Source organism: Pseudomonas sp. WS 5411 (assembly GCF_012985595.1).
Classification (GTDB): domain Bacteria; phylum Pseudomonadota; class Gammaproteobacteria; order Pseudomonadales; family Pseudomonadaceae; genus Aquipseudomonas; species Aquipseudomonas shahriarae.
In genome coordinates, this window is the sequence record NZ_JAARMC010000011.1 from 145771 (window position 1) to 157600 (window position 11830).

The 11830-nt window shown below is 61.6% G+C and carries 14 protein-coding genes; 4 read left to right on the forward strand and 10 right to left on the reverse strand.

Annotated features, from left to right (window positions below; genetic code table 11):
- The first annotated feature begins 84 nt into the window (after window positions 1-84).
- Window positions 85-705: a hypothetical protein gene (locus tag HBR93_RS16880; protein ID WP_057958677.1), complete on the forward strand. Its 621-nt coding sequence runs from the start codon at window positions 85-87 to the stop codon at window positions 703-705.
- Window positions 706-708: 3 nt separating this feature from the next.
- On the opposite strand, the gene HBR93_RS16885 is transcribed toward HBR93_RS16880, so the two are convergent.
- The 7 genes from HBR93_RS16885 to ppc form a co-directional block, all read right to left on the reverse strand.
- On the reverse strand, window positions 709-1407 hold the full coding sequence (locus HBR93_RS16885) for an extensin family protein (protein WP_169960725.1): 699 nt from the start codon (window positions 1405-1407) through the stop codon (window positions 709-711).
- Window positions 1408-1410: 3 nt separating this feature from the next.
- Window positions 1411-2238, reverse strand: coding sequence for an isocitrate lyase/phosphoenolpyruvate mutase family protein (locus HBR93_RS16890; protein ID WP_057441771.1), 828 nt, complete (start codon window positions 2236-2238; stop codon window positions 1411-1413).
- A gap of 25 nt (window positions 2239-2263) precedes the next feature.
- Window positions 2264-3124, reverse strand: coding sequence for a DUF72 domain-containing protein (locus tag HBR93_RS16895; protein WP_057441772.1), 861 nt, complete (start codon window positions 3122-3124; stop codon window positions 2264-2266).
- Window positions 3124-3444, reverse strand: coding sequence for a hypothetical protein (locus HBR93_RS16900; RefSeq protein ID WP_057441774.1), 321 nt, complete (start codon window positions 3442-3444; stop codon window positions 3124-3126). Before HBR93_RS16900 ends, HBR93_RS16895 begins: the two co-directional genes overlap by 1 nt.
- A gap of 192 nt (window positions 3445-3636) precedes the next feature.
- Window positions 3637-4320 carry a tRNA (adenosine(37)-N6)-threonylcarbamoyltransferase complex dimerization subunit type 1 TsaB gene (gene tsaB / locus HBR93_RS16905; RefSeq protein WP_169960726.1) on the reverse strand — a complete coding sequence of 228 codons (684 nt, stop codon included), beginning with the start codon at window positions 4318-4320 and terminating at the stop codon, window positions 3637-3639.
- A 90-nt stretch (window positions 4321-4410) separates the two neighbouring features.
- A complete protein-coding gene (adk, locus tag HBR93_RS16910) occupies window positions 4411-5058 on the reverse strand; it encodes an adenylate kinase (RefSeq protein WP_057441778.1) in 648 nt (215 codons plus the stop codon).
- A 293-nt stretch (window positions 5059-5351) separates the two neighbouring features.
- On the reverse strand, window positions 5352-7997 hold the full coding sequence (gene ppc, locus HBR93_RS16915) for a phosphoenolpyruvate carboxylase (RefSeq protein WP_057441780.1): 2646 nt from the start codon (window positions 7995-7997) through the stop codon (window positions 5352-5354).
- 184 nt (window positions 7998-8181) lie between these two features.
- Between ppc and HBR93_RS16920 the strand changes: the two genes are divergently transcribed.
- From HBR93_RS16920 to HBR93_RS16930, 3 genes are all read left to right on the forward strand, one after another.
- Window positions 8182-8526 carry a hypothetical protein gene (locus tag HBR93_RS16920; RefSeq protein WP_057441782.1) on the forward strand — a complete coding sequence of 115 codons (345 nt, stop codon included), beginning with the start codon at window positions 8182-8184 and terminating at the stop codon, window positions 8524-8526.
- A gap of 292 nt (window positions 8527-8818) precedes the next feature.
- Window positions 8819-9244, forward strand: a complete 426-nt coding sequence (locus tag HBR93_RS16925) for a DUF4398 domain-containing protein (RefSeq protein ID WP_057441784.1) — start codon at window positions 8819-8821, stop codon at window positions 9242-9244.
- Between the two features lie 54 nt (window positions 9245-9298).
- Entirely contained in the window at window positions 9299-10081 is a 783-nt protein-coding gene (locus HBR93_RS16930; RefSeq protein ID WP_057441786.1) for an OmpA family protein, read from the forward strand.
- 85 nt (window positions 10082-10166) lie between these two features.
- Here the strand turns inward: HBR93_RS16930 and HBR93_RS16935 are convergent, their stop codons facing one another.
- The 3 genes from HBR93_RS16935 to HBR93_RS16945 form a co-directional block, all read right to left on the reverse strand.
- Window positions 10167-10481 carry a hypothetical protein gene (locus tag HBR93_RS16935; RefSeq protein ID WP_057445117.1) on the reverse strand — a complete coding sequence of 105 codons (315 nt, stop codon included), beginning with the start codon at window positions 10479-10481 and terminating at the stop codon, window positions 10167-10169.
- A gap of 97 nt (window positions 10482-10578) precedes the next feature.
- Entirely contained in the window at window positions 10579-10905 is a 327-nt protein-coding gene (locus HBR93_RS16940; RefSeq protein WP_057441790.1) for a hypothetical protein, read from the reverse strand.
- The gene (locus HBR93_RS16945) at window positions 10902-11816 is read right to left on the reverse strand and encodes an alpha/beta hydrolase (RefSeq protein WP_169960727.1); all 915 of its coding nucleotides are present in this window, start codon (window positions 11814-11816) and stop codon (window positions 10902-10904) included. The genes HBR93_RS16940 and HBR93_RS16945 overlap by 4 nt, the downstream gene beginning before the upstream one ends.
- Between the last annotated feature and the right edge of the window lie 14 nt (window positions 11817-11830).

Sequence of the window (11830 nt, forward strand, 5' to 3'; positions counted from 1 at the left end):
CTCAAAAATATTAAGGATCGGCAAACAGCGGCCGATAAAAAAGGATCAGGCATTTTGCCAGACCCTGAGCGTCGACCGAGAGAAATGTCAGACATTCATTCCCTATTCACCGGTGTCCTGCCGACCCACAACCACTTCGGCCTGCGCAATACCCAAGCGCTGGCCGGCGTCAGTCATGTGTGGCAGGACTTCTTCGCCCGGGCGTTGGCCGAGCAGCTTGGCCAGGAGCCAGGTGCGCAGCTGGCCGCCGATCCGGTGCCGGTGGATGCCTCGGTCGAACCCAGCGCCGGCAGCGACCTGCTGACGCAAATCGTCACCCAGCGTCATTGCGATGTCCAAGACACCGAGATCGCCCCGCCTGAGCCACTGTTCCTGCCGATTGCCGAGTTCGAACTGGACCTGCTGCCACCGGCGGCCGTGCCGTTCCCGGAGGATGAAATCGTTGCCCAGCAACGCCAGCAGAACTTCGAGAGTGGCTGGGTACGGCCGATCGTCCTGACCGCCGGCCAGCCATTGCCCGAGCCAGGCCCGGCGCCGCAACCCAAGCCGCTGTTCCTGCCGATTGCCGAATTCGAACTGGACCTGCTGCCACCGGCGGCCGAGCCATACCCCGACGAGGAACTGGTGCAACAGCAAAAGGCCCTGGACTTCGATTGCGGCTGGGCCCGCCCATTGATCCTCAACAACCTGCGCCTGGCGGCCTGACCCTTAGCGGCACACCCACCAACGCCCCATATCCAAATGGAAATGGTTGCGATGGGCGGCGTTGTAATCCGGGCTCAAGACCACGTTGAAATCATTGCACGCACTGTCGCGCACCTGCCGCAGAAAGCGTGCGCTGGCACCCTCTCCTGGCCAATCCTTCAACACATTGATGCTGCGCCCATCCGCCAGGCGAAACCCGGCAATGTCCAGGGCATTGGCCGAGGCATGCTGGCTGAGTCGCCCTTCAGCCCGCCCATACATGTTGCGGCAGGCAAAACTGCCGAGGTGATCGACCCGCGTCACCGCCTGGCCAAACACCGCCTGGGCAGCCGGCTGCAAGCTGTGGCGCTCGAACAGGGCAAACGCCACCGCCAAGGGGCAACTGGCGAGAAAACTGCTGCTCAACCCCACCTCCGCGCCCTGAACCCGCAACGTGTTGCGCAATGGGCAAGCCGCATCCGTCGGGCTGTCCGCTTGATGGCTGACCCGCAACCCGGAGGTTTTCAGCACCTGGTCGCACAGGGTGGGATCGTCCTGCAAGCGCCCCAGTTTGAAGCGGGTCAGCAGGTTAGGCGCAGCTTGCACATCCAAGGGCGCCCAGGGGTTCCACTCGGCGGGCAGCGGCACCCAGCCGCGCCAGATACCTACGAGTAGGCCACCCGCGAGTAGCAGCAACACACCCAACACTTTGAAAAAAGCCACGTCTCAACCCTTGCACAACTGATTTGCCTGGCTGAACGGCATCGAGCGCTCGGTAAAGGTGAAGGTTCCCAGCTCCTGAACCTCCCGCGCGGCCCTGAAGAACTCCCCATAGGCCGCCAGGGCCATGGCCGAGCCGACGCTGATGCGCTTGACGCCCATCTCGCTCAGTTGCGCCACCGAGAGCTTGAGACCACCTGACATCAACACATTCACCGGTTTTGGCGCCACCGCCCGCACCACCGCCAATACTTCCTCAGCACTGCGCAGGCCCGGGGCATACAGCACGTCGGCACCCGCTTCGGCGTAGGCCTGCAAACGGCGAATAGTGTCGGGAAAATCCAGGCGACCATGTAGGAGGTTTTCCGCACGGGCCGTCAGCATGAAGGGAAATGGCAAGCTGCGTGCCGCAGCGACGGCAGCCTCGATGCGTTCAACAGACAGATCAAAGGGGTAGATCGGGTCGACCGCAATCCCGGTAGCGTCTTCGATAGAACCGCCGACGATGCCGGTAGCGGCTGCCCGCAACAGGCTTTGGGCACAACCTTGAGGCGTATCGCTGAAGCCGTTTTCCAGGTCCGCCGCCACCGGCAGCGCGGTGGCCTGAACGATCATCCCGGCGTTGCCCAGAGTATCCTCCAGCGATAGCGCGCCTTCAGCATCCGGGCGCCCCAGACTGAAGGCAAAACCCGCGCTGGTAGTGGCCAGGGCTTCAAAACCGAGGCTGGCGAGCATCTTGGCGGAACCGGCGTCCCACGGGTTGGGCATCACGAATGCACGATCACGCTCGTGCAGGGCTCGAAAGGATTCGGCGCGAAGGGTTTGGGCATCCATGACTGACTCCAGGCACAAAAGAACCCTAGAGTAACCCCAGTTGCTCCACCGCGGGCTCCCGATGCAACTGCGCCAGCGCCGGCAACCCCGGCAACCGCTCCATCAATTGCTGATGAAAGCGTATGGCCAGTTGGGCCGCCAGGCGGTTATCCGAGGTGTGCAGGAACACGTAAGGCGTGCGCCCCTCCTCAATCCAGCCAGCGACTTTCTCAAGCCACGGCACGAGGAACGGGTCGTTGGCTTCCAGGTCCGGGTGGCCGATAAAGCGTACCTGGGGAAACTGGGTCAACGCCGCTGGCCGGGGAGGTACCTTGGGCTTTTTCGATTGGGCGTGGAGCACCGCTGCCGAAGTCGACGTGCAACTGAACAAAGCTCGTGGATCCAGGCAGATACGCTCGACCCCGCGATCACGCAGCAGGCGGTTGAGGCTGCGCTCGGCGTCACCCTTGGCGAAGAACTCACGATGACGCACCTCCACCGCCAACGGACGCTCCAGACCGTCGATAAACCCTGCCAGCTCCCCCAGCCGCTGCGGGGTGAAGCTGGCCGGCAGTTGCAGCCACAACGGCGACACCCGCTCGCCCAGCGGGCTCATCAACCCAAGAAAGCTTTCGGCGGCGGGCAACTGTTCGCGCAGGTCGGCACTGTGGCTGATATCACCGGGAAATTTGGCGGTAAACCGAAAGTGCGCGGGCATGATCTCGGCCCAACGCTGCACGGTGGCCACCGAGGGCCGCGCGTAGAAGGTGGTGTTGCCTTCGCAGGCATTGAACACTTGGCAATACAGCCCGAGAAAATCCGTGGCGCGGGCGTCTTGCGGATACAGGTACTCGCGCCAGGCGTTTTCACTCCAGGACGGGCAACCGAGGAAATAAGGCAACAGCATCAGATGTGGATATCGAGACCCAGCACTTCCATATCCCATTCGACAAAGCCGGCAGTGGTCAGGTAGCTGGCCAGGGCCGTAGCGACGTTTTTGCTCATGGAGCGCGGGAAGATCATGTCTTGCTGGCGGGCCGGAACGCCGCCGATACGCGAACCGCTGGCACCTTGGGCACGGGCGGAAACTGCCGCGCCCTGGGAGGTTTCGGGCTGGACTTCAATAAAGTCGGGGGATTCTTCGACGGACTCGTCTACCGTCACGTTCGCCTTGCGTGGCTTGCGCTTGAGGGGGTAGGACTGGGTAGAAAAGCCGTCTATACGCATACATGCAGATCCGCTATCAATGATGGCAATTTAGCGGCACTTTCCTTGGCACGCAAATGCTCTGGTGATAACTAGAACACATAAACGGGCAAAGGTTTAAACCCAGGGGCAAATTCTGACGATTGGCGCGAATTGCCTGCGATCAACGGTGGGGCTCGACAGCTCCCACACTAGAGGCTGAGCGCAATAAGCCTAGAGCCCGCGCTCGGCCTTGGTCTGTGCCACTTTATCGCGCAGGTACACCGGAGCGGCCTGATCAGCCGGGATCGCCTCGCCGCGCTCCCAGGCAAAACGCGCCAGGCTCAGCAGGTCTTCGGCATGGGGCAACATCCCGGCATCCTGGCCGGCCGTGGCCACGGCGATACGTTCGCCATAACCCCACCCCGTACCAGCGCCAAACCAGTCGCCACTGGCATCGGCCGGCAACGCGGCGGCCTCGGGCGGCTGCACGGCCTCGACGCCGACCAGGCGCATCTCACCAGCGGTTTCGCGGTAGCAGCCCCAATAGACCTCATCCATCCGCGCATCAATGGCGGCCGCGATCTGGCGTGCGCCATGTTCACGCAACGCGCGCTGGGCCAACACGGCGAGGTTGGACACCGGCAGTACCGGCCGCTCCAGGGCAAACGCCAGGCCCTGCACCACACCGATGGCGATGCGCACGCCGGTGAATGCACCCGGGCCGCGGCCAAAGGCGATGGCGTCTACCGCCGACAGGGTGGTGCCGGCATCGAGCAATAGCTGCTTGATCATCGGCAGCAGCTTTTGCGCGTGCAGGCGCGGGATCACCTCATAGTGGCTCGTGACCTTGCCGTTATGCAGCAGGGCAACGGAGCAAGCTTCAGTCGCGGTGTCCAGGGCCAGCAGGGTGCTCATCGGTATGGGTGTCCAAATCGAAAAAAAGTGCGCCAGTATAAACAACAACGGCCCGCAAGCGGGCCGTTGAACGTCAAGCCAATCGTCAGATCAGTTCAGCGCTTCCAGCACCTTGGCGGTGATGGCTTCCACCGAGCCAACGCCCGGGATGTGGCTGTATTTCGGCTTGCCCTGGGCTGCCGACAGCTTCTGGTAGAACTCTACCAGCGGCTTGGTCTGGGAGTGGTAGACCGACAAGCGATGACGCACGGTTTCTTCGGTGTCGTCTTTGCGCTGCACCAGGTCATCACCGGTTACATCATCCTTGCCAGCCACTTTTGGCGGGTTGTAGACGATGTGGTAGACGCGACCCGAGGCTTCGTGAACACGGCGACCGGCGATACGCTGGACGATCTCTTCATCTTCAACGGCGATTTCAACCACAGCGTCCAGCTCGACGCCGGCTTTCACCAGGGCTTCGGCCTGGGGAATGGTGCGTGGGAAACCGTCGAACAGGAAACCGTTCTTGCAGTCGTCCTGGCTGATGCGTTCCTTGACCAGGTTGATGATCAGGTCGTCGGAGACCAGGCCACCGCTGTCCATCACGCTCTTGGCGATCAGGCCCAGCTCGGTGCCAGCCTTGACGGCAGCGCGCAGCATGTCGCCAGTGGAGATTTGTGGAATGCCGAACTTTTCAGTGATGAACTTTGCCTGAGTACCTTTACCGGCCCCGGGAGCTCCCAGCAGAATGACGCGCATCGATGTGCTCCTCAATTTTTTATAGAGATGACGCTCGGATTCGCCGCGTGGGGCCAATCTCGTAGAATATGCTCGTAAAAATACGAATCCAGGCCGCCCAACCGGCCAAAGGCTGATCAAGATACACAGCGAGCCCTAACCACACAAGCCGCCAAAAGTCGGAAGAACCCGCACCACACAAGCCTTTTGGTCGCGGTATCCCTTGGTGCAACCCGGACACAAAACCGCCGGCACAGCCCTTTCGGGTCAGCCGGCGGTTTTGTGTGCAAGCCCTTGAGAACACGCCAGAAATGTCAGCCGGTGTTACGCAGCCCGGCGGCAATACCGGCCACGGACACCAGCAGCGCCTGTTCCAGAGGGCTGTCCTGTGTCGCTTCCTGCTGGCGGGAGCGGGCCAGCAGTTCGGCCTGCAACAGGTGCAACGGGTCGAGGTAGGTGTTGCGCAGGCGGATGAACTCCAGGGTGTCGGGGCTATGGGCCAGCAGCTGCGACTGGCCGGTCAGGCCAAGCACCACGGCACAGGCCTGCGACAATAGGTCGCGTAAATGCGCACCCAATGGCAACAGGTCGGCTTGCACCAGACGCTGGTCATAGAGCCGGGCGATATCGGCGTCAGCCTTGGCCAGGACCATTTCCAGCATGTCGATACGGGTGCGGAAGAACGGCCATTGTTCGCGCATCTGCCCCAGCAATTCACCTTCGCCGCGCTCCAGGGCCTTGCTCAATGCCGCTTCCCAGCCGAGCCAGGCCGGCAGCATCAGGCGGGTCTGGGTCCAGCCGAAGATCCACGGGATTGCGCGCAGGCTCTCGATGCCGCCGGCACGGCGCTTGGCCGGGCGACTGCCCAGGGGCAAGCGGCCCAGTTCCTGCTCGGGGGTGGACTGGCGGAAGTACTCGACGAACTGCGGATTTTCCCGCACCACCGCGCGATAGGCGCTGACACCATCAGCCGCCAATTCATCCATCAAATGGCGCCAGGCCGGCTCCGGTGGTGGCGGTGGCAACAAGGTCGCCTCCAGCACCGCGGCCAGGTACAGATTGAGGTTCTGCTCAGCGATATCCGGCAAGCCGAACTTGAAACGAATCATCTCGCCCTGCTCGGTGGTGCGGAAACGCCCGGCTACCGAGCCCGGTGGCTGCGACAGAATCGCCGCATGGGCCGGGCCGCCGCCACGGCCCACGGTGCCGCCGCGACCATGGAACAACAACAGTTCCACCTGCTGCTCGCGACAGATATCCACCAAGCGTTCCTGGGCCCGGTACTGGGCCCAGGCCGCAGCCGTGGTGCCAGCGTCCTTGGCCGAGTCCGAATAGCCGATCATCACTTCCTGCGGGCCTTGCAAGCGCGCGCGATAACCGGGCAGCAGCAACAGGCGCTCGATTACCGGGCCGGCGTTGTCCAGGTCGGCCAGGGTCTCGAACAATGGCACCACACGCATCGGCCGCTGCACCCCGGACTCCTTGAGCAACAACTGCACTGCCAGCACATCGGATGCCGCGCCCGCCATGGAGATGACGTAGGAACCTAGGGAAGCCGCCGGCGCAGCGGCGATTTCCTTACAGGTATTGAGCACTTCGGCGGTATCGGCCGAAGGTTTGAAATACCCCGGCAACAACGGGCGACGATTGGCCAACTCCTTCATCAGGAAGGTGATGCGCGCGTCTTCGTCCCAGTCCTCATAGCGACCCAGACCCAGGTAATCGGTGATTTCGGTCATCGCCGCCGAATGCCGGCTGGAATCCTGGCGTACATCCAGGCGTACCAGGAACAGGCCGAATGTCACTGCACGGCGCAGGCAATCGAGGAGCGGGCCGTCGGCAATCACGCCCATGCCGCAGGCGTGCAGGGACTGGTAGCACAGCTCCAGCGGCTCCAGCAGGTCACGATTGTTTTGCAGCACATCGGCCGGCGCCGGGAGGCTGCCGGTCAACGCCGCGTGCGCCCAATTGCGGGTGGCGCGCAGGCGTTCGCGCAGTTGTTTGAGCAAGGCCCGATAAGGTTCGACGCTATCGCCGACCTTGGCCTGCAACTCAGGGCTGGCCTGCTGCATGGACAGTTCCGAGGCCAGGTGGTCGATATCCCGTAAATACAGATCTGCCGCCATCCAGCGCGCCAGCAGCAGCACTTCACGGGTCACCGGCGCCGTCACGTTGGGATTGCCGTCACGGTCGCCGCCCATCCACGAAGCGAAGCGGATCGGCGCCGCCTCCAAGGGCAGGCGCAGGCCGGTGGCGGCGTGCAAGGCTTGATCGGCCTTGCGCAGGTAGTTGGGGATCGCGTGCCACAGCGAATGCTCGATCACCGCAAAGCCCCACTTGGCCTCGTCCACCGGGGTGGGCCGGGTACGGCGGATTTCTTCGGTGTGCCAGGCTTCGGCGATTAGCCGTTGCAGGCGCTGGCGAATCTGCTCGCGCTCGGCGCTGGTCAGGTCACGGTGATCCTGCAAGGCCAGTTGTGCGGCGATGGCGTCGTATTTCTGGATCAGGGTGCGGCGCGCGACTTCGGTCGGGTGGGCAGTGAGTACCAGTTCGATCTCCAGCCGCGCCAACTGCCGGGCCAGGGATTCGCTGCTGTGGCCCTCACTCTGCAGCCGCGCCAGCAACTCGGGCAACACCCGCGATTCGAACGGGGCCGGCTGGGACTCATCGCGCCGATGAATCAGTTGGTACTGCTCGGCGATATTGGCCAGGTTGAGGAACTGGTTGAACGCCCGTGCTACCGGCAGCAGCTCGTCTTCCTGCAACTGGTTGAGGCTGGCGCTGAGTTCTTCACCGGCCGCTGCATCCGTGGTCCCGCCCCGGCGATCGGCCTTGGCGCCCTTGCGAATCTGCTCGATCTTGGCGAGGAACTCATCACCGTACTGTTCTCGAATCGTGTTGCCCAGCAATTCACCCAACAGGTGAACATCTTCACGCAAACGTGCATCGATATCGCTCATCAGCCAATCTCCAGCCAGGAATCCGTGATGCTTTGATCTTTAAGAGTGCCGATCAAGCCTTGGTCTGACAAGGAACTTTAAACCTTGGCGGTTGCAGCTAGTCTCAAGGGTACGTCGTCGCGTTATCCACGCTACGACTGGTCACTCATCACCGCCCGCTACCCCGGGCATCACTGAGGTTGCCATGAAAATCCGAGAACTGGCCCAGCAATGGGAAGAAACCGCCAAGGGTCGCCTGACCAAGACCGAATATGCCATCCACCTGGATGTAGAGGCCGCTGCCCGGCTAGCGGCCATCCGCGAGATGTACCCCAAGCGCAGCACCGAGGAATTGCTCGGCGAGCTGATCGGCGCCGCCCTGGAAGAGCTGGAAGCCAGCTTTCCGTATATCCGGGGCCAGCATGTGGTTGCCACCGATGAAGAGGGTGACCCGTTGTATGAAGACGTCGGCCCCACGCCGCGTTTCCTGTCGCTGTCACGGCGCTACTTGCACGATATGTCAGCCACGCCTGACGATCAGAAACACTGATCCACATTCGCTGATAAAAACCATCCCCCAGCGTACCGGGCCTTTCATAGGCCCGGCATACCGCTGCAGGTGGCAAAAGTTCCGATTTTTTATCGCTGACCCCTCAGTCAGATTTGTTCAGATTTTTTTTCGGGCAAATCGCCATCTTTGGCTGAACTATTCAAAAAAGCCTCGGGTCACAGCCAGTAAGCCATCACTTGGAACAGGCGTTTGAAAAGGCACACTGAGCTTCACCGCCAAACGCAGACGCTGAACACCGTAGATGGATTTGATGTTTTTCAGGAGTTATCTAATGGAGTTGAAGACGATGAAGACCAGCACTGCCAAATCCTCGTTTAACCACCTGCGCGGGCTCAAATTGGCCGCGTTGGCAATCGGCACCAGCTTCGTCCTCGCGGGCTGCGCCGGCAACCCGCCGACCGAACAGTACGCAGTGACCCAATCGGCCGTGAACAGCGCTGTAAGCGCTGGTGGTACCGAATACGCTGCCGTGGAAATGAAAGCTGCACAGGACAAGCTCAAGCAAGCCGAGCTGGCCATGCATGACAAGAAATACGACGAAGCCCGTCGTCTGGCCGAGCAGGCTGAGTGGGACGCTCGCGTGGCAGAGCGCAAGGCCCAGGCTGCCAAGGCCGATCTGGCGCTGAAGGATTCTCAGAAGGCTATTGAGGAGCTGCGTAACGAAGGCATGCGCCCTGCTGTGATCCAGCAGAAGTAAGCACCGCCATTGTTTGCATCGCACCCGAAATCGAATTGAAAGGACGAAACCACTATGCGTAAACAATTGATGATCCCTGCCCTGCTGGCGATGAGCGTTGCACTGGCGGCTTGCTCCACCCCGCCTAACGCGAACCTGGAAAACGCACGGACCAACTTCTCGGCCCTGCAAGCCAACCCGCAAGCGACCAAAATCGCCGCCCTGGAAACCAAGGACGCCAGCGAATGGCTGGACAAGGCTGACAAGGCGTACCGCGACAAGGAAGACGAGAAGAAGGTCGACCAACTGGCCTACCTGACCAACCAGCGCGTTGAAGTGGCCAAGGACACCATCGCCCTGCGCGAGTCCGAAGCCAAGCTGAAAAACGCTGGCGACCAACGTGCCCGCGCCCTGCTCGAAGCCCGTGACGCGCAGATCAAGCAACTGCAAAGCAGCTTGAACGCCAAGCAGACTGAACGCGGGACCCTGGTGACCTTTGGTGATGTGCTGTTCGCTACCAGCAAGGCTGATCTGAAATCCAGCGGCCTGGTGAACATCAACAAACTGGCGCAATTCCTCCAGGAAAACCCGGATCGTAAAGTCATTATCGAAGGCTACACCGACAGCACCGGCAGCGATGCCTACAACCAGACCTTGTCCGAGCGCCGCGCTACTTCGGTGCAGGTTGCACTGATCAAGATGGGTGTTAACCCAAGCCGCATCGTGACTGCTGGCTACGGCAAGGCATACCCGGTTGCCGATAACGCCAGCGTTTCGGGCCGTGCCATGAACCGCCGCGTTGAAGTGACCATCTCCAACGACAACCAGCCGGTCAAGCCACGTTCTTCGGTTCAATAACCGACTGACAGCTACTGGTCTGAAAGCCCTGCCTGTGTTCCAGGCAGGGCTTTTTTGCATAAGAACTGCGGGCAGACTCTGCGGATCAGCCGAAATTGATTTGGCTGTTGTTCTCTTGAGGCATCTGCATGCCTTGCTGCTGATCGCCACTCATCTGCTTGCGCAGCGGGTCCTCTTCCTCGTTACCACCGCCACTGCCGCCACTGCCCTGGGAGCCGCCTGCACCTCCCGCACCGCCCAACAGTTGCGCCAGGAGTTTCTTCAGCGCTTCAGGGTCCATACCGCCCTGCTGCTGACCGCCTTCGACGCCCTTGCCAACCATATTGCCGGAATCCCCCATGCCGGCGCTGCCGAAGTTACCGAACCCGCTGCCACCACCGCCTACTCCATTAATACTCATAGTGATACTCCACGTAATTAAGGGTTACTCGTCAGCGCTGCTGACGACCCAATCAGTGGTGTCATACGGAATATGGTTCCAAAAACTACCGGCAGGCTCACTCCTGCAGTTGCGGGGTTTCCTGGCCCATGCAACGCACCGCCTGCTTCTTGCTGTTCACCAGCACGCCCGTCAGCCCCTTTTGCTCGGTATCGAACAGCACCAGCACACCGTCGACGCATTGCGCCACTTGGGGGGCCGGGGTCAGGGAAACTTTGTAGTCCTCGCCGGGCACGGTCTTGAGCATGGTGTAGTCGCTGAGCAGCAACGCATCCTCAGGCTTGGCGAAGTGCAGGTAGCCGTAGTACCACAGGCAGCCAACGGTACCGATGATGGTGCCGATGCCGGTGAGGATCAGGGGGATCATGTTGCGTTCTTCGCTCATTGCGGGCTCTCTGATGATTCGGTTTTAGGATTGGCAGCCGCCGGATAATTGGGAATTTCCCCCAGGCGGCGCAAACCGTTGAAATGCTGCGGATCGTCAAGATAGCGCAGCATTACGGTTTGCCAGGTCTTGTCGGCAAAGGTCTGCACATGCCCACCCCGGGTCAGTTGCAACACCCTTGGCGGCGGCGCAGCTTGATACAGACGGATGCCGTTGGAAAGCGGCACGATCGGATCATCCAGGCTATGGAACAGCAGTTTCGGCACGCCAGTCAGCTGTGGCATGCCATGGATCGCACTGTCGGCGTCTGGCACCAGCCACGACAACGGCACCTGGAACGGCCATGTTAGCCAGGAAGTGCTCAGGGCGAATTGCCCTACATCACGATAACTGGCAGGCACGCCATCGAGCACCAGCGCCTTGAGCCGGGGCTGTCGCTCGGGGTGCGCGGCCAGGTAATGCACGGCCAACGCCCCGCCCAGGCTCTGGCCGAGGACCACCAGCGGCTGCCCTTGGGTTTCAGGGGCCTGGTCGAGCCACTGGAAGGCGGCATCCAGATCCTGGTAAATGGCCGGCAACGAAGGTTTGCCTTCTGACACGCCATAGCCGCGATAGTCCAGCATCAGCACTTGATAGCCCTGGGCCGGCAACCACCAACTGCCGCCCAGGTGCCCGGAGAGGTTGCCCCCATTACCGTGCAGGTGCAGCACCGTGCCCTTGAGCGGCACGCCCGCCTTGGCTGGCAGCCACCAGGCCCGCAACTTCAGGCCATCGGCGGTGATCAGGGTGACGTCACGGTATTCCAGGCGCGCCTGCTGTGGACTGAACGGCAGGCCGGGCTCGGGGTAGAACAGCAGCGAGCTGCAGCCATTGAGGGTGAGGAGCAGGCATAGAATGCCGAGGAGTCTCATCCGTTGAAACCTCG

Coding starts and splice junctions, on each gene's coding strand:
- HBR93_RS16900 (WP_057441774.1), bottom strand. CDS start 3,444: ATGCGTATAGACGGCTTTTCTACCCAGTCCTACCCCCTCAAGCGCAAG.
- ppc (WP_057441780.1), bottom strand. CDS start 7,997: ATGAGCGATATCGATGCACGTTTGCGTGAAGATGTTCACCTGTTGGGT.
- HBR93_RS16935 (WP_057445117.1), bottom strand. CDS start 10,481: ATGAGTATTAATGGAGTAGGCGGTGGTGGCAGCGGGTTCGGTAACTTC.
- HBR93_RS16880 (WP_057958677.1), top strand. CDS start 85: ATGTCAGACATTCATTCCCTATTCACCGGTGTCCTGCCGACCCACAAC.
- HBR93_RS16895 (WP_057441772.1), bottom strand. CDS start 3,124: ATGCTGTTGCCTTATTTCCTCGGTTGCCCGTCCTGGAGTGAAAACGCC.
- HBR93_RS16920 (WP_057441782.1), top strand. CDS start 8,182: ATGAAAATCCGAGAACTGGCCCAGCAATGGGAAGAAACCGCCAAGGGT.
- HBR93_RS16925 (WP_057441784.1), top strand. CDS start 8,819: ATGGAGTTGAAGACGATGAAGACCAGCACTGCCAAATCCTCGTTTAAC.
- HBR93_RS16940 (WP_057441790.1), bottom strand. CDS start 10,905: ATGAGCGAAGAACGCAACATGATCCCCCTGATCCTCACCGGCATCGGC.
- HBR93_RS16930 (WP_057441786.1), top strand. CDS start 9,299: ATGCGTAAACAATTGATGATCCCTGCCCTGCTGGCGATGAGCGTTGCA.
- tsaB (WP_169960726.1), bottom strand. CDS start 4,320: ATGAGCACCCTGCTGGCCCTGGACACCGCGACTGAAGCTTGCTCCGTT.
- adk (WP_057441778.1), bottom strand. CDS start 5,058: ATGCGCGTCATTCTGCTGGGAGCTCCCGGGGCCGGTAAAGGTACTCAG.
- HBR93_RS16890 (WP_057441771.1), bottom strand. CDS start 2,238: ATGGATGCCCAAACCCTTCGCGCCGAATCCTTTCGAGCCCTGCACGAG.
- HBR93_RS16945 (WP_169960727.1), bottom strand. CDS start 11,816: ATGAGACTCCTCGGCATTCTATGCCTGCTCCTCACCCTCAATGGCTGC.